We start from the raw sequence: 17,724 nt of genomic DNA on the forward strand, positions 1-17,724 counted from the left end.
TGGGTGCAGGACTATTCCAGCGCCGAAGGGGACCGCCTCGTCTGGGGCCGGGGAGAGGCCGCCGGTGCGGCGCGCTTCCAGGTGAACTACGCCGACACGCCCGGCGCCGGGGCCGCCGGCACCGCCGAGGCCTTCGTCATCGACAAGGCGACGGGACAGATCCTCTGGGCGCTGGTCGACGGCGCGGACGAGACGATCCGGGTGCAGGTCGGTACAGACGTCTTCGAGATCGCCTGAGGCCGGCGGGGCCGGGGCATCGCCCCCGGCCCGATCGTCAGTTGCCGGGCGCCGCGTTGACCAGGCCGAAGACGTTGCCCACGAGGCCGAAGACGGTGCGCACCGAGGTGATCGGGCTTTCGGTCACGTAGATCACGTCGTCCGGGCGGATCAGGAATTCTCCGGCGCTGAAGAGACCGTCGGCCGAGGTCAGATCCAGCGTGAAGATCATCCGCTCCGTCTGCGGGCCCTGCTGGCTGGGACGCAGCGCCTCGGGCGGGTATTGGCGCAGGATCAGGATGCCCTTGGGATCGGCGCGGAAATCGCTGAGGCCGCCGATCATCGCCATGGCCTCGATCGCGGTGATCTCGTCCTGGTTGAAGCGGTGCATCGCCTCGGTCCCGGCCGCGCCGAGCGAGAGGAAGGTGCGGTCGTCGGCCTCGACATAGATCATGTCGCCGCCGGCCAGCGTGGTGTCGAGGCGCGGCGTCTCGAGCAGCCGCTCGACCGAGGTGCCGTAGATGCGGCCGCCGCGCTGCAGCCGGATCTGCGGGTTCGGCAGCCCCTGCGAGACGCCGCCGCCCAGAGCGATCAGCCCCATCACGGTGAAATCCTGGTCGGGCAGGGGGTAGGGCCCCGGCTGCGCCACGCCGCCGACCAGGCTGACCCGGTTCTGGCGGCCTTCGGTGAACTCGAACTGCACCTGCGCCGAGGGGCTGACCTCGGCATAGCGCTCCTCGATGCGAGCGCGGGCGGTCTCGGGCGCCATGCCCGAAACGGTGACGGTGCCGACATAGGGCAGGAAGATCGTCCCCGAGGAGGAGACGCGCATGTTCGGCAGCGCGGCGAAGCGCTCGCTTCCCGCGGTCAGAAGCCCGTTGCTCTCGGTGGTCCAGACGGTGACGCTGACGGTATCGCCGGGGGCGATGATGCGCTGGTTGGGCTGATCGACGCGCTCGATCCAGGGCAGGCGCTCCTCGCCGACCGCGGGCCAGGCGGCATAGGCCGGCAGCAGGGCGCGGGTGACGGGCGCGATGGTGAAATCGGCGGGCACCGCCTCGCCGTTGACGGAGCGCGGCTGGCGCAGGACCTCGCGCTCGAGCCCGGCGCCGCGGGGCAGGGTGGCACAGCCCGCCAGGCCGAGCATCAGCACGAGAAGGGAAAGGAGCTTGCCCGGACGAATCGCTGCGAACACCATCAGGTCCTATGTTTCTGTCTCGCGGGCAGGCTATCTCTCCGGCGCGGGGTTGGAAACCGGCTGCGGAAGATATTGAAGTTTCTGGACATGTGACCGAGCCCGGAGCGGGAGACCTTGATGACGACGCGCAGCCTCTCGCCCTGCCTCGCACTGCGGCGTGCGGGCCTCGCGCTGATGGCGGCGCTGCTATGGCCGCTGGCGGCGCTGGCGGATCCGGCGCTGGTTTTCGGCCCCAGCCCCCGCGCGCTCGACAACCGGGCGATCTTCGCCCCCGCCCATCTGCCGGACTGGCAGGCCCTGGCCGATGCCGGCATCGAGGCGGTGATCCTGAACCAGACCTTCTTGGCCGCCACTGATATCCTGCCCGGCCCCCGGACGCGGCGCCGCGACAGGCCCGAGGGCAGCTACCTGACCGATGCCGACCTCGCCGATCTGGCGCTGATGCTGGAGCGGACCGGGCTGCCGCTGATCTATGCCGCCGGGCTGGGGCTGGAGACGGCGGTCTGCGCCCCGGACCTCTCGCCGCAGGAGGCCGGGCGCGCCCAGGCCGAGGACGAATGGGCGCGCGGGCTCTCGCGCCTGCGCAGGGCCGGGATCCGCCCCGCGGCGCTGAACTTCGACGGCCCCTTCCTGCGTTGGACGCGGGATTCGACCAAGACGGGCAGCTGCGCCGTCACCTCGGGCGGGGGCGGCGATGCCGCGCGGGCGGCGCGGACCGGGCTGGCCTACATGGCGGCGCTGCAGGACCGGGCCGAGGCGGCCTGGGGCGCGCCGATAGGCCTTGCCGTGACGGTGAACCTGCCGAACTGGCAGGTCGGCCCGTTGCACCGGATCGGCAATCCGCAGGGGCCCGCCACCATCGACCTCTCCGAGGTGCTGTCCGAGGTCGCCCGCGCCCTGGCCGAGACCCCGCTGCGGATCGAGGAAGTCACCGTCGATTACCCCTATGCCATCCTGCGCGACGATCCGCAGATGTTCCGGGGCAAACTGCAGGGCCTGCTGGAGGGGATGCGCGGGATCAACGGGCCGGGGCAGGCGGCGCCCGGCCTGGGTATCATCGTCAACACGCAGTCCTATCCCAATCCCTGCCTCGCCGCGCAGGGGCCGGACGCGGTGCCCTTCCTGCCCTTCCGCCGCAACGGCGCGCCGATCGGGCCGGAGTGCATCGCCGCGCAGATCGGAAACGGCGATGTCACGCCCGCCCCCGACACGGATGTCGAGTGGATGCGGGACACGCTGGACTACGCCTCCGGGCTGCGACCGGGCGGCTGGATCGACGCCCTACTGGTGAGCGGCATCTGGCCGGACCGCCTCTACCTGCAGTCTTGGGGGCTGAACCCGCTGTCGAACGTCTGGTACATGGCGCAGCTGCGCCAGCTTGCGCTGTCCGGCGCGCGGTAAGCCGCCGGAGGGGCAGAGAGCATTGCCCCTCTGACGGGGCATTGCTATGCGCGATGCGGATATCCCGTAGGACGTGAGGCCAGTTCCAGACCATGCAGCCCCCTGTGAACGATCGCCTGCCCCGCCCCCTCAGGATGCTGCGGATCTTCTCGATGACCCCCTCGGAGCGCCGGCTCTACGCCGCCGCCCGCAGAAGCGGCCAGTTCGACGCGAACTACTACACCGGCGCCTATTCCCACATTCACCCCTTCTTCCTGCGCTTCCCGCTGCGGCACTACGTGGTCTTCGGCGAGGCGCGCGGCTTCCGGCCCAATCCCGATTTCTCGCCCGCCGCCTATCTCGAGTACAATCCCGACGTCGCCGAGGCGGGGATGTCGCCGCTGGGGCACTGGCTCTCGGGCGGGCAGGGCGAGGGGCGCATCCACAAGGAGCTGCCCAAGGTCGAGGCGATGCCCGAGCGCCGGGCCCCGGCGCTGCGCCTCGAGACCGGGCGCCCCCGGGCCCGCTTCGCCGTGGTGATCCACGTCTACTACCCAGACCTCTGGCCCGAGTTCGAGCAGAGGCTGACCGAGCTGGGGATTGACTACGACCTCTTCGTCACCCTGACCTGGCGCGGCGAGGAGACCGAGGCTCTGGCCGAGGAGATCCAGGGCCGCTGGCCCGAGGCCACGGTACTGCCGCTCGAGAACAAGGGGCGCGACATCCTGCCCTTCCTGACGCTGGTCAATGCCGGCGTGCTCGAGGGCTACGATGCGGTCTGCAAGATCCACACCAAGAAATCGCCGCACCGGCAGGACGGCGACCACTGGCGCCGGCACCTGGTGTCGGGCGTGCTGCCCGAGGCGGGGCTGTCGCGCCTGCTCGATCAATTCGTCGCCGATCCGCAGGCCGGCTTCTGGGTCGCCGACGGGCAGTTCTACGACGACACGCGCTGGTGGGGCACCAACTTCGAGACCACGCGTCGCCTGCTGCGCCGGATCGAGATCGAGATCGACCGCGACCACCTGAGCTTTCCCGCCGGCTCGATCTACTGGGTCAAGCCGCTGGTGCTGGGCATGCTGCGCGCGATGCACCTCGAGGCCGGGCAGTTCGAGGTCGAGCGCACGCAGGTCGACGGCACCCTGGCCCATGCCATGGAGCGGGCGATGGGCTTCGTCGTGCGCGCCGGCGGGCAGCGGGTGATCCAGACCAGCGAGCTGGTCGAAGATGCCAAGACTTCGCCCGCGCAGGCCGAGGGCGAGGCCGGCCTCGCGCGCCCCGGCTTCGTCAGCGCCTTCTACCTGCCGCAGTTCCACCCCGTGCCGGAAAACGACCGTTGGTGGGGCAAGGGCTTTACCGAATGGCGCGGCGCCGTCGGCGCCCGGCCGATGTTCGAGGGACATTCCCAGCCGATGCTGCCCTCGGACCTGGGATTCTACGATCTGCGGGTGACCGAGGTCATGGGCGAGCAGGCCGAGCTGGCGCGGGGCGCCGGCATCGATGCCTTCTGCGTCTATCACTACTGGTTCGACGGGCGCCGCATCCTCGAGCAGCCGCTCGACCGGCTGCTGGCGCGGCCCGAGATCGATTTTCCCTTCTACCTGTGCTGGGCCAACGAGAGCTGGCGGCGGAACTGGGACGGGCTGTCGGGCACGGTGCTGCTGGAGCAGAGCTACGCCGAGGGCTTCGAGGCGGCGCTGGTCGAAGGCAGCCTGCCCTACATGCGCGATCCGCGCTACAGCCGGCCCGACGGCACCCGCCCGCGCTTCGTCATCTACCGCCCCGAGGACATGCCCGATCCCGCGGGCAGCGTGGCGCGCATGCGCGCCGCCTGGCGCGCGGCCGGCATCGGCGAGGTCGAGCTGGGCGCCGTGCGTTTCCACATCGAGGGCGCGCATCCGGTCCCCGAGGAGACCTTCGACTTCTGGGTCGAGATGCCGCCCCATGGCCTGGTGAAGGAGCCCGACTACCTCTTCGGCGGGCCGAAGGGGAACCTGCTGCAGCGCGAGACGCAGCCCGGCTTCGAGGGGCTGGTCTACGACTACGCCCGTGTCGCGGCGCGCTCCACCGATCCGGCCTATGTCCGGTCGCTGCCGCGCAGCACGATCTGCGGCGCGATGCCGGGCTGGGACAACACCGCCCGCCGCGGTCTGAAGGGGCATCTGGCCTATGGCGCCAACCCCGCCAGCTTCCGCCGCTGGCTGATGGACCTGCAGCGCAAGCGGATCGCCGGCTCCTACCGGCAGGAGCTGTTCCTGAACGCCTGGAACGAATGGGCCGAAAAGGCGGTGCTGGAGCCGAGCCAGGCCTGGGGCGATCTCTACCTGCAGGTCCTGCGCGAGCGGATCGACACCGCCGAAGCCCAGACCGCCGCAGAGCCGCTGCGCCGCCAGGCCGCCGGTAGCTGACCCGGCCGCGCCGATTGCCCCCCTGTCCCGGGCCGGCCCCGACCGGCCCGGCCCCCGAAAGCAGAATGGTCTCCCATGTCCAAAGTCGTGCTGCACATAGGCACCCACAAGACCGCCACCACCACGATCCAGGATACCTTCTGGAACAATGCCGAGCTGCTGGCCGAACAAGGGGTGATCTACCCCCGGATGGGGCGGGTCACCGGCCATCACGGTCTGGTCTGCGACTGGAACCCTCATCTGCCGCCGGTCTACAGGCTGGACGCGGGCAGCCGCGGCAGCTTCGCCGCCCTCGCCGAGGCCTATGCGGACAAGGACGTGACCGTCCTTCTGAGCAGCGAGGAGCTGTCGCGCGCCGATCCCAAGGCGGCGGTCGATTTCGCCGAGATCCGGCGGCTGCTCTCGGCCTTCGACGAGATCGAGGTGCTCTGCGTCCTGCGGCCGCAATGGGAGTTCCTGCAGTCCTCCTACCTTGAGGTCTCCAAGCGGGGCGCGCCGCCGCGGCCGCCGCAGCTGGTTGATCCGGTGATTGAACGGGGCAGCTTCTTCGGTCTCTACGTCGATTACACGATGCTGCTCGACCGGCTGGAGAGGGTCTTCGCCCCCGAGGAGATCACCTTCGCCGATTTTGCCGCCCTGCGCGCGGAGCCGGATGGGATCCTGGGCTGGATGCTGCGGCACCTGGGCTGCGACCTGCCGGCCAGCGCGCTCGAGGCGATCAACGGCGGCAGCTCCAACGTCTCGCCGATGCCGCTGGCGGGCTGGGCCGCCAACCTGATGGCAGAGCCGAAGGCGGCGCCGCCCTGGCTGATCGACACGGCCGAGCGGGTGATCCGCCGCCAGCACGGAGAGGCGGTCCGGACCTGCCTGTTCTCGCGCGCGGAGTTCGACCGCCTGGCCGCGCATTTCGACGCCCGCAACGCGCTGCTGGCCGAACGGCGCGCCGCGGTGCAGCCCGACTTCGCCGTGGCCGCGGCCGATCCCTCGCGGATCACGCTGCACCGCGACCGCTTCGACTGCTGGCACGGGCTGGCCCGGCAGCTGGCGCAGGACGTCATGAGCTTGGACGACTAGAGACCGGGGGCCTGCCCGCCGCCTCAGCCGGCGGCGGGCAGGCGGAAGGCGTAGTCGCTGAGCGGGGTGGGGCGCATCATCGCCTTGCCGGTCGAGGCGCGGATCGTCTGCGAGACCGCCTGCCGGCGCTTGAACAGTACCGTGTCGGGGACGATCTTGTGCCGCAGCCCGGCGGCCACGGTCAGGCAGTTCCAGGCCCAGTCCTCGTAGGCCCAGCCATTGGCCATGTCGCGGTCGGGGAAGGGATGCTCGCGCAGCACCGAGGTCTCGCACAGGCACAGCGCGTCCCAGTAGTTCGCCACCCGCAGGAAATCGAGGCTGAACTCTTCGCTGTCCTGGTCGATCTGGCGGTAGATCGTGGCCTGCCCCTCGAAGAAGTAGTTGTAGGCCGGATGGGCGATCACCCCCGGCCCGGCCGTGTCGAGCCAGGCCATGGCTCGCACCAGCCAGTCGCGCGACCACAGGTCGTCGCCGTCGAGAAAGCCGATGCGACGGCCGCGGGCCTGGGCCACCGCCTCGTTGCGGGCGCGGCCCTGGTCGCGCACCTCGAGGGCGATCAGCCGGGCGCCGCCCGCGATGCCGTAATCGCCTTCGGCCGCCCGCTCGAAGAGGCGCCGCGTCAGATCGTCGGGACTGTCGAGCACCAGCAGCGGCTCGACGCTCAGCCCCGCCTCCTGCGCCGCGACGAGGGCGCGGCCGAAGGACCGCAGCGAGGCCACGGCCAGCCGCCCCTCGCGGTGGGCGGTGATCGCGATGGTGAGGTCGGGCGGGGTGCCGGCGCGGCTTGCAGGATCGGTCGCGGGATCGCTCATGGAACCGGTCATGGGGCGAGGTCCTTTTCCAGCGCATCCTTCAGCGCCGCGCTGTAGTGCTCGGGCGCATGCCGCTCCGCCAGGCGCCGCTGCAGCGCCCGGGCGCGGGACAGCGCGGCCTCGGGATCGTCCAGAAGCGCCCGGATCCGGGCGCTGTAGCCGGCGACATCGTCGCATTCGGGCACCAGCCAGCCGGTCCGATCGTCGATCAGCTCGGGGATGCCGCCCACCGCGGGGGCGACCAGCGGCAGGCCCGCGGCCCCGGCCTCGAGCACGGCATTGGGCAGCCCGTCCCATTGCGAGGTATAGAGATAGAAGTCGAAGCCCTCGGGCAGCACCTCCTCCAGCCGGCGGTAGGGCGGGCGGACGAGGATGTTGAAGGGCGGATCGAAGGCCTCGATCCCGGCCTGGTCCAGCACCGGCTTGCCGTAGACGTGAAAATCGATCTGCGGATTGGCCCTGGCGACGGCGACCAGCACGTCGAGCCGCTTCTGCCGGTCGTGCCGCCCGGCCCAGAGCGCGCGGGGCCGCGGGTTGCGCGGCAGCGCCGTGACCTCGGGCCCGGTTCTGATCGGGGTGGGCAGCGTCGTCACCCGCCCCGCCTCGAAGCCGAAGCGGGCACGCAGGTCCTGCGACAGAAACTCGCTGTCGGTCAGCAGCCGGGCATGGAAATCGGCGGACTGCCGCAGCCACTGGATCGGGTAGCCGGTGCGGTCTCCCTCGAGCGTCACGTCCCAGCAGAACAGGTAGCTGGTCAGCTCGTAGAGCTGCGCCATCTGCCGCCCGTAGCGGCCGAAGGCATCCCAGGCGAGGCGGCTGTTGAAGTTGATGACCCGCCGCGCGCCGACCCCGTTCAGCACGTCGATCAGCAGCCGCAGGCGCTGCTCCTCGGGCAGATCGGCGATCAGCGCGCTCAGGTCGATCTGGCGCACCTCGGCAGGATACCACTCGGGGTAGTCGAACTCGGGCCCGTCGGTGCGCAGCACCAGCACCTCATCCGGCCCCTCGAGCTCGGCCAGGGCGCGCACGCCGGCCCCGGCCAGGCGGGCGCCGCCGGACATGCGCACATGCGGCACCAGCACCACGGTGCGGTAATGCCGGCCGCCGAGGGTCTCGCGCAGCTGCCGCGCGCTCTCGCCCAGCGGGCGGTTCAGCTGCGGGCCGGTGACCCGGCGCTCGTTCGCCGGAAAGGCGACCATCGGCTCGAGCGTCTCGACATCGGCGACGGCGGCGGCCAGCGGCCCGGTCTCGAACACCTCGAGCAGCCGCGCCTCTTCGGCGCCGGCGCTGCGGCTCTGGCGATGGGGCTCGTGCCGGCCCGAGCGGCACCAGTGCAGGAAGGGGTTCAGCCCCTTTTCGCGCACGTCGGAATTACGGCGCAGATAGTAGCGGGTCGAGAACTCGGGCGAGGGGTCGCGCTCCTCGATCCAGCCGATGGTCATGTAATGGACCAGCGGATCGACCGGGCTGCCGGCAAGCTCGGGCAGCTGCGCGCGGTAATGCGCCTCGTCGAAGAAGGGCCGCACCGCCATCAGATCCTGCGGCGCCGGCGGCGTCAGCGCGATGGCGGGCAGGGCCGGCGCCGTATCGGTGGCGGGGCGGGCCGGGCGCAGCTCCGCCTGCGCCAGCCCCTCGTGGTAGTCGGCGAAATGCAGCAGCGGGTTCCGGCCCTCCTCGCGCAGCGCGGGAAAGCGCGCGAGATAGGCCGCCAGCGCGAAGTTCGGATGCGGGTTGCGCCCCTCGCGCCAGCCGTTGCTGTGGAAATGCTGCAGCGGGTCCATGCCGGCGGCGGCCACGTCCGGGTTGCGCTTGAGATAGAAGGCGGCATCGAAGAAGGGCGCGATCCGGGCCAGCTCCTCGGCGCGGCGGGCGGCCTCGTCCTCTTCTTTGCGGCCGGTCTCTTCGCCTTCGGCGCGGCGGGCGTCCTCGCCCTCCGGGGCGCGGGCGGGGCTGTCCCCGGCGGGGAAGGAGGCGCTGTCCTGTGGCACGTCGGGGCGATCCGTCGAAAAAGTCAGGCGTCAAGTCGGTGGGTTCTACGCGCACGAGGGGCGCGAAGTCCAGCCGGAAGGCCGGTTTGTGCCGCAACGCGACCTGACAAGGAAATGCCGCTTTCCCCGCGGAAGCCGCGCCGTTATAGCTTTGGAAACACTGGTCGGAACAAGGATTTCATCGCTTTATGAAGGTTATCGTTCTAGGGGGCGACGGGTTCTGCGGCTGGCCGACCTCGCTTTATCTGTCCGCGCGCGGCCATGACGTCACCATCGTCGACAACCTCTCCCGCCGGGCGATCGACCTGGAGCTCGAGGTCGACTCCCTCACCCCGATCCGCCCGATCGGCGAGCGGCTGCGGGTCTGGAAGGAGCTGACCGGCAACGAGATCAAGTTCCAGAACTTCACCGTCGGCGAGCATTACCATCGCCTGCTGACGCTGATCCAGGACGAGAAGCCCGACGCGATCATCCACTTCGCCGAGCAGCGCGCCGCGCCCTACTCGATGAAATCGAGCTCGCACAAGCGCTACACCGTCTCGAACAACCTCAACGCCACCAACGACGTGCTGGCCGCGATCGTCGAGAGCGGGCAGGACATCCACCTCGTGCACCTGGGCACCATGGGCGTCTACGGCTACGGCACCGCTGGCATGAAGATCCCCGAGGGCTATCTCAAGGTGAAGATCGACACCCCCGAGGGGCCGAGCGATCAGGAGATCCTCTATCCGACCAACCCCGGCTCGATCTACCACATGACCAAGAGCCAGGATCAGCTGTTCTTCCACTTCTACAACAAGAACGACGCTGTGAAGATCACCGACCTGCACCAGGGCATCGTCTGGGGCACGCAGACCGACGAGACGCGCAAGGACGAGCGGCTGATCAACCGCTTCGACTACGACGGCGACTACGGCACGGTGCTGAACCGCTTCCTGATGCAGGCGGCGGTGGATTACCCGATGACGGTGCATGGCACCGGCGGGCAGACCCGCGCCTTCATCCACATCCAGGACACCTGCCGCTGCATCGAGCTGGCGCTGACCAACCCGCCGGAGGCCGGCGAGCGCGTGAACATCCTCAACCAGATGACCGAGACCCACCGGGTGCGCGATCTGGCCGCGATGATCGCCGAGCAGACCGGCGCCGAGATCGCCTATCTCGACAACCCGCGCAACGAGGCGGCAGAGAACGAGCTGCACGTGGCCAACGACCGCTTCCTCGGCCTCGGCCTCAAGCCGATCAAGCTGAGCGAGGGCGTGCTGGACGAGGTCCGCGACATCGCCAAGAAATACGCGGATCGCTGCGACACCAGCAAGATCCCCTGCGTCTCGACCTGGCGCTAAGACCCTGCCGGGCGCCCGCGGGCGCCCGGCCTCTTCCCGATCCGCCGTCAGTCTCAGGAAAGGCATCGCCATGACCTACGAGACCAACGCCCGCCATGAGCTGCGCGAGAGAGCGCAGAGCCTGTCCGAGGCCTACGAGGGCCAGGCCGCCACCGAGGTGCTGAAAGAGGCCGCGCGCGGGCTGTTCCCCGGCCGCATCGGCCTCGTCTCCTCCTTCGGAACGGAAGCGGCCGTGCTTCTGCACATGGTTTCGCGGATCGATCCAGACATGCCGGTGATCTTCATCGACACCCGCAAGCACTTCGACGAGACCATCGCCTACCGCGACGACCTGGCCGCGCGCCTGGGGCTGCGCAACCTGCGCACCGCCGCCCCGGCGGGCCAGGCGCTGGCGCATGAGGATCCGGACGGCACGCTGCACCAGCGCGACCCGGACCTGTGCTGCCACGTGCGCAAGACGATCCCGATGCGCCAGGCGCTCTCGGGGCTGGATTGCTGGATCACCGGGCGCAAGCGGCGCCAGGCCGCGACCCGCAGCGATCTGTCCCTGTTCGAGCAGCAGGAGCGCTGGATCAAGATCAACCCGCTGATGGACTGGACGCCCGAGGATATCGCCGGTTACTTCGAGCGCGAGGGGCTGCCGCGCCACCCGCTCGAGGAGGTCGGCTATCCTTCTGTCGGCTGCGCCGTCTGCACCCAGCCGGTGGCGGCGGGCGACGACCCCCGGTCGGGCCGCTGGGCCGACAGCGGCAAGACCGAATGCGGCATCCATTTCGAGAACGGGCGCATGGTGCGCGGCTGAGGCCTGCGCCGCTTTCCCCGGCCGGTGCGAATGCGGCAGGAAGGTGTCTTAATGCGTGACCGCGCCCGGTCTTCCGGTGTAATATTCAGGTCATGCCTCTTGCCCGTATCGGTTCGACCCTTCTGCATTTCATCCACGTGCCCAAGACCGGCGGCGCGAGTGTCGAGACGTATCTGGCGCAGAAGGGGGCCCTGGCCCTCAAGCATCCGACACGGCTGAACTGGTCCGCCACCACCGCCCAGCACATGGCCGCCAATGTCCACGAGAGGCTGGTCCCGGCAGAGTTCTGCGACCATGCCTTCGCGGTGCTGCGCAACCCGCTCGACCGGCTGAGAAGCGAATGGCGCTGGCGCCGGGAGCGGATGGAAACCCGCGCGCCCTTTTCTGCCTGGGCCCTGACCACCCTGCAGATGACGCGGGACGATCCGCTGGTGAACGACAACCACACGCGCCCGCAGGTGGATTTCCTGCGCGAGGGCGTCAGGCTGTTCCATTACAGCCATGGGCTGGATCCGGTCTTCGACTGGATCGACAGCACCACCGGCACGCCGCCGGCTGATCGCGACCTTCAGATGAACCGGACCAGCTCGGTGAAATCCCCCATCACCGACGAGGCCCGCGCCGAGATCCGCAAATTCTACGCCAAGGATTACGCGCTCTTGTCGCGGATCAACAGAAGCGGGCTGAACGGCGCGACCCGGAACGAGATCGACGAGGCGATCCAGCAGCAGCGGGACGCCTCCTGAGGGCCCCTTTGCCCTCCAATCGCTGCTCCGCAGATCAGCCCAGCTCCTGCAGCGCGGCATCGAGCCTGCGCCTGTCGATGCGCTCTTCGAGCAGCCGGCAGGTCCTGTCGAGAACGCTGCGGGCAGTCTCGCCGGCCTGCGCATCGATCAGCATCGACGGGTCCAGCACGAAATCGGTCCAGTATTTGTGCAGCACCGCCCGGAAATCGAGGCGATCCGCCGGGGGCAGGGCCTTGGCATAGCGCCGCACCGCGACGAGGTGGACGATCGAAATCTCATCCGCGGGAAGATGCCCTTCCCAGAAGCGGGAAGATGCCCTTCCCAGAAGTTGAAGACCTTGTAGTGAAGGGCGGGCGGCAGGTGTTCGAAGGCGCCGAAATCGCCAACGGCCATCGACAGCGACATCTGGTCCGATCCCACGGCCGCGCGATCCTTCAGCCCATGCGCCGCCAAGAAATCGCTCAACTCGCGCGTGCGCCGGTGCCAGAGCCCCGGCCAGGTCTCGTCCTCCGGGAAGACCACGACGCCGCTGTTGAAGTAGAGGGCCTCGTAGCGCGGCGCGGGGCGGCCAGCGACACGAGCCAGCGACACCTCCTTCCACGGGCTCCAGGGGCTGCGAAGAAGGCGGGCGCCGGTCTCCGCCTCCAGGGTCTCCAGACACTCCGGGCTGATCCGCGCCAGGTCCGCGACCGAAGCCGAAACATTGCCAGCCCCGATCCCGGCGAGAGCGCCGGGCGGCCCGGTCAGGATCACGTCGTTGTCCAAAAGGACCAGCCGCTCCTGCTCCGGCACCGCGTCGATGGCGAGAAGCTTGTTGTAGGTCGGCGCCCTGTGGGCCAGCGGATGGCGCGCAGGATGCCGGCAGATCTCGACGCCGAAATCGCGCCAGATGGCGGCGAGCCCGGCGGGAACCGCGCCTCCGGGAAGATGGAACTCGAGGCGCCCGCTTCCGTAGCGGCTCCAGCTCGCGGCCAGCATCACCGACAGCAGGCCCCGCAACCCCGCCCCCGCGGGGTCCGACAGATCGATGACGGAGCGCATCAGAAGGGGTTTCGCGCTCAGCGGCACCTGTAGTCCCCGATGACCGCTTCGCGGTGGAAATAGTCACCGACACGCCGTGCCTCCCGGGCGCCGAACTGCTCGGAGAGCAGGCCCGCCTCTCGCTGAGAGGTCACGTTCCGGCGGTGCAGGACAAGATCCTCGGGCAGCCCCAGGCGCCGCTTGATCGTGCCGAAGTCCCGGTCGATCCGTTCGACGCAGAAGACATCGTCCACCAGGATCGTCCCCGTTTCGTCGCACATCAGCCCCAGCATGGAGGGGCGCAGCGTCTCGAGCCACCAGTCCAGCCAGTCGGGGAACGCCATTTCCATGATGTCCCGGGGGACATTGTATCCCTTCTTGGGGGTTATGTCCTGCGTGTCCCACCGGGTGCCGGACCGATAGGGCAGGTGCATGCCCCTGTTGAAGTAGTAGTTCGACAGGCACCAGTCCCAGGGATTGCGGATGAAGCCGAAGCGGTAATAGCCCTCGAACCGCGGGCCGAGGGCATCCCGGATCTGCCTGGCGGACGCATGCCTGAAATAGGGATCGTCACGATTCTCCGGGCCGCTCACGGATTTACCGTAGGGCCCCAGCGCTTCCGTTAGGGAGGTCCCCGCCGTCTTGGGGACATGGATGAAGACGAAGGGAGGCGTGTGGCCGATCATCGACGTCCCCTCCCGGATCAGGCCCCGGCGCGCTCCTGGAACCAGGCCCAGGTCTCGGCCATCCCGACCTCGAGAGAGGTATCGGGGTCAAAGCCGAAGGTCTTTTTGGCCTTGGAGATGTCGCACCAGGTGCGATGCAGCTCTCCGGCGCGGAACGGCTCATAGCGCACGTCGAGCTCGCGCCCGGTGACCCGGCGCATCACGTCGAGCAGCTCGTTGACCGTGGTCGGCTGTCCGGACCCCAGCTGGAAGGGGCCCACGGCATCGCTGCCGATCGCCGCCTCGATGCCGCGCACCAGATCGCCGATGAACAGGAAATCCCGCGCTTGGCTGCCGTCGCCATAGACGGTCAGCGGCTCTCCGGCGAGGATGCGCTTGTAGAAATGCGCCACCACCGACCCCTTGTGATAGGAGCGGGGGCCGTAGATGTTGGAAAACCGCAGCGCCGCCCCGGTCAGCCCGTAGGCGCCGGCGAAGGCCGAAAGGTAGCCCTCCATCGCCAGTTTCGAGGCGCCGTAGGGCGCGGCCGGCTCTGCGACCATCTCCTCGTGCACCGGCGGCGGCACCTCGCCCAGGATCGCGCCCCCGGTCGAGGCGGCGACGATCCGCCCGGTCCCGGCGGCGCGGGCGGCCTCGAGCAGGTTGAAGCTGCCGATCACGTTGTTCTCGAAGTTGAAGCGCGGGTTCTCGATGGAATCCATCACCCGCGTGTCGGCCGCGAGATGCACCACCACCTCCTGCCCCTCGAGCGCCGCGGCCAGGGCATCCCGGTCGCGCAGGTCGCCCGAGATGAAGCGCGTGCCCTCGGGCAGATGCGCCCGGTTCCCCAGCACCTCGTTGTCGAAAGCGGTGACCTCAAAGCCCCCCGCCTGCAGTAGATGGGCGGCGAGGTTGACGCCGACGAAGCCGGCGCCGCCGGTGATCAAGATAGTCTTGTTGGACATTGTTCTGTTCCTGGAGAATTGCGCGCTAAAGGGAGGAGCCGCCGGATCGGGCCAGCCGCGCCCTGTGGGAAAATCGGATCGTCATCCAGCGGCCCCAAGGGTCCCGATGCGGTCGATGGCCATGCAGTCCAGCGCCCGCAAAACGGATTTGCGCGAGGAGCTTTCGACCACGAGCGAGTTGTCGCGCCGCCGCTTGAAGATGATCGTCTCGGGCGCGACGACATGGCGCCAGCCGGCCTCCATCGTCTCGACGGTGAACTGCCAGTCCTGGAAGGACAGACCGTTGGGGATGTCGCGCGAGACGTAGCGGATCGCCTCATGCGCTGCGCGCGGCGCCAGGCACAGGGAATCGTAGTAATGCATCGCGGTCAGGAACCAGGGCGTGAAGAGCGGGTGGTCCTGCGCCGTGTTGTAGAAGATCGAGGAGCCGGCATCGAACTGCCAGTTCAGCTCGGGATGGACGATCACGCGCGCGCCCTCGTCCTCGCTGCGCCGCATCAGCGCCATGCCTTCTGCCAGCCAGTTCTCGCTGAACAGGTCGTCGGCATCGAGAAAGGCGATGTGATCGCCCGCCGCCTGCTCCAGGACGGTGTTGCGGGCCCGGCCCAGATCCCCCTGCGCCAGCGGCACCCGCCTCCAGTGATCGAAAGCGGGCTGGTCGAAGTAGGCCTGGGTGGCCGGCGTGGCATTGTCGAGCGCGAGGATCTGCTCGACCGAGAAGCCGGCCTCGCGGGCGCGGGCGACGGCGATATCCGCCGAGGTCATCGTCGGGCCGGAGACCACGGTCTCGTCGTGCACCGTCAGGATCAGGCTCAGGTCGACACGCTCTGCCGGGCGCGTCGCGGCGCCGTCATTGCCGGCGGGCCGCGCCTTTTCGATGGCCGCCGCGCGCTGCGCGGCCAGATGCGGAGGCTCGTAGCCCAGGATGCCCTTGAGCCGGCTCACGTAATGCGCGCCGGTGCGAACCTCTGCGAGGGCCTGCCGCAGCCGCCGCGCCCGGGCGCGCGCCGCCGCCGGATCCTGCAGCACCCGGCGAATGCCGGCGACATAGGCCTCGACATCCTCGATCTCGTCGACCGGCTCGCTCAGCCGGTCGCGCAGCACCTCTCCGGTGCCGCCGACCCGGCTGCCGACCAGCGGCAGGCCGGACATCGCCACCTCGAGCAGGACCGAAGGCACGCCGTCCCATTCGGCAGTGTAGAGCCACAGGTCGGCCTCTTCGAGCGGCAGGTCGGAAAAGCTGCCGTATAGCCCCTCGTGCCGCACGTTGTCCGGCTTGGGCGGCAGCACCGCGCCGCTCATCACCGGCTCGCCCCACATGCGCAGATCGATCTCGGGCATGGCCCGCGCCACGGCATAGGCGATATCGAGCCGCTTCTGCCGGTCGAAGCGGCCCGACCAGAAGACCTGCGGGCGCCGGCCGGTTTTGGCCTGCGGGGCCTCGGCGAGCGGGATCGAGGGGTCGACCGGCGCCTCGAGCACCGTCAGGGCAGGGCGCTGCTCGGGCGGCACGGCATAGCGCTCGGTCAGATCCCGCTCCAGCGCCCGGCTGTCGGTGCAGACGCCGTCGAGCAGGTCGAAATACCGGTAGAACCGGTTGATCGGGTAGCCGGTCCAGAACCCGAGCGGCGTCTGCTCGTTGCAGAACAGCCCGGCGAACAGCTTCATCGAGGAGGACAGCGCACGCCCGTAGGGTTTCATGCTGTCCCACATCAGGCGGCTGTTGATGTTGAAGGCCGCCTCGGGACATAGCGAGCGCAGGAATTCGGCCAGAACGCGCTGCTGCGCGGCCTCGGGCAGGCCGGTCGCGAGGGCTGCGAAATCGACGTGACGCACGCCGTCCGGAAACTTGTCCGGCGGCATCTCGCCGCTGTGCTCGGTGGTCAGGACCACCACCTCGCCGGGGGCCGCGATCCGCGCCAAGGCGTGGCCGATATGGCCTTCCATCCGCCGCCCGCCGCCCCAGCGAGGACGGTTGACGAGGATCACGAAGCGGGCGCGGCGGAATTCGGCGGCTTCCTGCAGGCGGTACAAGGCGGCAACCCGCGCGATCACCGGATCGCTGTGGAAGGGGGGAACCTTGACCTGCACGAGCTCGGGCCAGCTCTGCGCGACGAGCGGGTCGAGCGCGGCCGCCTTGGCCACCATCCGGCCCAGCTCCCCCTGCTCCAGCCGCGCGCGCAGAGCCCGCTGCGTGGCATTCAGCAGCTCCTGAACCTCCGGCGCGGGCCGGCCTATAATCTTTGAAAGCGCGTCGAACTCGCGGAACGGCGCGGCGATACGCCCCTCGGCCCGCCCCTGCGTGATCCAGTGCAGGAAGGGATTTTCCCCGCTCTCGGCCAGCTCTGGATAGCGGGAGAGATAGGCGCGGGTGGAAAACTCCGGCGCGGGGTCACGGCCCTCCTGCGCGCCGGCGCGGATGTAGTGATGCACCACGTCCTGGCGCTGGGATCGCGCCATGTCCTTGTAGCGCAGCAAGTAATAGGCGACGTCGAAGTCCCGGCCGATGGTCTCGTACTCGGGGATCTGCGCGGCATCGGCATGCCGCCGCCCGGACACCTCGCGCACCAAGGCCCCGAGCCTGGGGCCGTAGTAGGGGGCTACCGGCTCGCTCGCGACGACGGTCCCACCGGCGGGGTCTGCCATGCGGACGCGGCGGCCTTCGCGGCAGCCGTGGTGCAGGTAGTGCAGCAGCGGCACATAGCCGGCCGCCGCGACATCGGGATGATCCTGCAGGTAGGCCGCGGCATCGAATTCGGGCGATGGGCTCCTGCCCTCCGGGCCGCCGACGCTGAGATAGTGCTCCGCCGGCGAGAGGTCCGACTCCCGCGCCTCGGGATTGCTTTGCAGGTACCAGTCCGGATCGAAGAGCGCGGAGGCTTCAAGATCCCGGATCGCGGCGGCGCTTGTATCGTCATGTTGCACGTAGGGTCACGATCCGTCTTGCAGTCTCGGAGGGGTTCAACAGAGCAATGGCAACCACCGACGGCCTCCGGTCGCAGCCCCGAAAACACGGCCGATCTTATGCATCCTTTCAAAATGATAACAAGCAACCCTCCGGCACGGAACGCCGCCCGGGAAACAAAGAGGCCCCCGCCGGGCCC

At 69.3% G+C, this 17,724-nt stretch carries 13 protein-coding genes and 1 pseudogene; 7 read left to right on the top strand and 7 right to left on the bottom strand.

All coding sequences use genetic code 11. The features are described from left to right. Positions 1 to 237, top strand: a pseudogene (locus DFP88_RS13590) (hypothetical protein); the annotation flags it as partial. 37 nt (positions 238 to 274) lie between these two features. Here DFP88_RS13590 and DFP88_RS13595 read toward each other — a convergent pair. Then, positions 275 to 1,414 carry a polysaccharide biosynthesis/export family protein gene (locus DFP88_RS13595; protein WP_110815260.1) on the bottom strand — a complete coding sequence of 380 codons (1,140 nt, stop codon included), beginning with the start codon at positions 1,412 to 1,414 and terminating at the stop codon, positions 275 to 277. Between the two features lie 117 nt (positions 1,415 to 1,531). Here DFP88_RS13595 and DFP88_RS13600 point away from each other — a divergent pair, with 117 nt between their 5' ends. The 3 genes from DFP88_RS13600 (at position 1,532) to DFP88_RS13610 (ending at position 6,276) form a co-directional block, all read left to right on the top strand. Further along, positions 1,532 to 2,815, top strand: coding sequence for a hypothetical protein (locus DFP88_RS13600; protein ID WP_110815261.1), 1,284 nt, complete (start codon positions 1,532 to 1,534; stop codon positions 2,813 to 2,815). A 134-nt stretch (positions 2,816 to 2,949) separates the two neighbouring features. After that, positions 2,950 to 5,202 carry a glycoside hydrolase family 99-like domain-containing protein gene (locus DFP88_RS13605; RefSeq protein WP_425450840.1) on the top strand — a complete coding sequence of 751 codons (2,253 nt, stop codon included), beginning with the start codon at positions 2,950 to 2,952 and terminating at the stop codon, positions 5,200 to 5,202. A 75-nt stretch (positions 5,203 to 5,277) separates the two neighbouring features. Beyond that, positions 5,278 to 6,276 (top strand): hypothetical protein, encoded by a 999-nt coding sequence (locus DFP88_RS13610; RefSeq protein ID WP_110815263.1) that lies wholly within the window; start codon positions 5,278 to 5,280, stop codon positions 6,274 to 6,276. Positions 6,277 to 6,299: 23 nt separating this feature from the next. Here DFP88_RS13610 and DFP88_RS13615 read toward each other — a convergent pair whose 3' ends face one another. Both DFP88_RS13615 and DFP88_RS13620 read right to left on the bottom strand, forming a co-directional pair. After that, entirely contained in the window at positions 6,300 to 7,100 is an 801-nt protein-coding gene (locus DFP88_RS13615; protein WP_110815264.1) for a glycosyltransferase family 2 protein, read from the bottom strand. Then, positions 7,097 to 9,076: a glycosyltransferase family 4 protein gene (locus DFP88_RS13620; protein ID WP_110815265.1), complete on the bottom strand. Its 1,980-nt coding sequence runs from the start codon at positions 9,074 to 9,076 to the stop codon at positions 7,097 to 7,099. Before DFP88_RS13620 ends, DFP88_RS13615 begins: the two co-directional genes overlap by 4 nt. Before the next feature lie 188 nt (positions 9,077 to 9,264). Here DFP88_RS13620 and DFP88_RS13625 point away from each other — a divergent pair, with 188 nt between their 5' ends. The 3 genes from DFP88_RS13625 (at position 9,265) to DFP88_RS13635 (ending at position 11,970) form a co-directional block, all read left to right on the top strand. Next, positions 9,265 to 10,422, top strand: coding sequence for an NAD-dependent epimerase/dehydratase family protein (locus DFP88_RS13625; RefSeq protein WP_110815266.1), 1,158 nt, complete (start codon positions 9,265 to 9,267; stop codon positions 10,420 to 10,422). A 70-nt stretch (positions 10,423 to 10,492) separates the two neighbouring features. Then, positions 10,493 to 11,224 (top strand): phosphoadenylyl-sulfate reductase, encoded by a 732-nt coding sequence (locus DFP88_RS13630; RefSeq protein ID WP_110815267.1) that lies wholly within the window; start codon positions 10,493 to 10,495, stop codon positions 11,222 to 11,224. A gap of 92 nt (positions 11,225 to 11,316) precedes the next feature. After that, positions 11,317 to 11,970 (top strand): sulfotransferase family 2 domain-containing protein, encoded by a 654-nt coding sequence (locus DFP88_RS13635; protein ID WP_110815268.1) that lies wholly within the window; start codon positions 11,317 to 11,319, stop codon positions 11,968 to 11,970. Positions 11,971 to 12,117: 147 nt separating this feature from the next. Here DFP88_RS13635 and DFP88_RS13640 read toward each other — a convergent pair whose 3' ends face one another. The 4 genes from DFP88_RS13640 to DFP88_RS13655 all read right to left on the bottom strand — a co-directional run bounded on the left by DFP88_RS13640 (position 12,118) and on the right by DFP88_RS13655 (position 17,545). Then, positions 12,118 to 12,948 (bottom strand): hypothetical protein, encoded by an 831-nt coding sequence (locus tag DFP88_RS13640; RefSeq protein ID WP_146227505.1) that lies wholly within the window; start codon positions 12,946 to 12,948, stop codon positions 12,118 to 12,120. An 80-nt stretch (positions 12,949 to 13,028) separates the two neighbouring features. Further along, on the bottom strand, positions 13,029 to 13,676 hold the full coding sequence (locus tag DFP88_RS13645; RefSeq protein ID WP_110815270.1) for a sulfotransferase family 2 domain-containing protein: 648 nt from the start codon (positions 13,674 to 13,676) through the stop codon (positions 13,029 to 13,031). Positions 13,677 to 13,693: 17 nt separating this feature from the next. Then, positions 13,694 to 14,620: an NAD-dependent epimerase/dehydratase family protein gene (locus tag DFP88_RS13650; protein ID WP_110815271.1), complete on the bottom strand. Its 927-nt coding sequence runs from the start codon at positions 14,618 to 14,620 to the stop codon at positions 13,694 to 13,696. Between the two features lie 81 nt (positions 14,621 to 14,701). After that, positions 14,702 to 17,545, bottom strand: coding sequence for a glycosyltransferase (locus DFP88_RS13655; RefSeq protein ID WP_110815272.1), 2,844 nt, complete (start codon positions 17,543 to 17,545; stop codon positions 14,702 to 14,704). Positions 17,546 to 17,724 lie beyond the last annotated feature (179 nt).

The sequence above is a fragment of the Pseudoroseicyclus aestuarii genome (assembly GCF_003217255.1).
In the GTDB taxonomy this organism is placed as follows: Bacteria; Pseudomonadota; Alphaproteobacteria; order Rhodobacterales; family Rhodobacteraceae; genus Pseudoroseicyclus; species Pseudoroseicyclus aestuarii.

Excerpts from the sequence above, each read along its gene's own strand:
- DFP88_RS13595 (WP_110815260.1), bottom strand. The coding sequence starts at position 1,414 with ATGGTGTTCGCAGCGATTCGTCCGGGCAAGCTCCTTTCCCTTCTCGTG.
- DFP88_RS13600 (WP_110815261.1), top strand. The coding sequence starts at position 1,532 with ATGACGACGCGCAGCCTCTCGCCCTGCCTCGCACTGCGGCGTGCGGGC.
- DFP88_RS13605 (WP_425450840.1), top strand. The coding sequence starts at position 2,950 with ATGCTGCGGATCTTCTCGATGACCCCCTCGGAGCGCCGGCTCTACGCC.
- DFP88_RS13610 (WP_110815263.1), top strand. The coding sequence starts at position 5,278 with ATGTCCAAAGTCGTGCTGCACATAGGCACCCACAAGACCGCCACCACC.
- DFP88_RS13615 (WP_110815264.1), bottom strand. The coding sequence starts at position 7,100 with ATGACCGGTTCCATGAGCGATCCCGCGACCGATCCTGCAAGCCGCGCC.
- DFP88_RS13625 (WP_110815266.1), top strand. The coding sequence starts at position 9,265 with ATGAAGGTTATCGTTCTAGGGGGCGACGGGTTCTGCGGCTGGCCGACC.
- DFP88_RS13630 (WP_110815267.1), top strand. The coding sequence starts at position 10,493 with ATGACCTACGAGACCAACGCCCGCCATGAGCTGCGCGAGAGAGCGCAG.
- DFP88_RS13635 (WP_110815268.1), top strand. The coding sequence starts at position 11,317 with ATGCCTCTTGCCCGTATCGGTTCGACCCTTCTGCATTTCATCCACGTG.
- DFP88_RS13640 (WP_146227505.1), bottom strand. The coding sequence starts at position 12,948 with ATGCTGGCCGCGAGCTGGAGCCGCTACGGAAGCGGGCGCCTCGAGTTC.
- DFP88_RS13645 (WP_110815270.1), bottom strand. The coding sequence starts at position 13,676 with ATGATCGGCCACACGCCTCCCTTCGTCTTCATCCATGTCCCCAAGACG.
- DFP88_RS13650 (WP_110815271.1), bottom strand. The coding sequence starts at position 14,620 with ATGTCCAACAAGACTATCTTGATCACCGGCGGCGCCGGCTTCGTCGGC.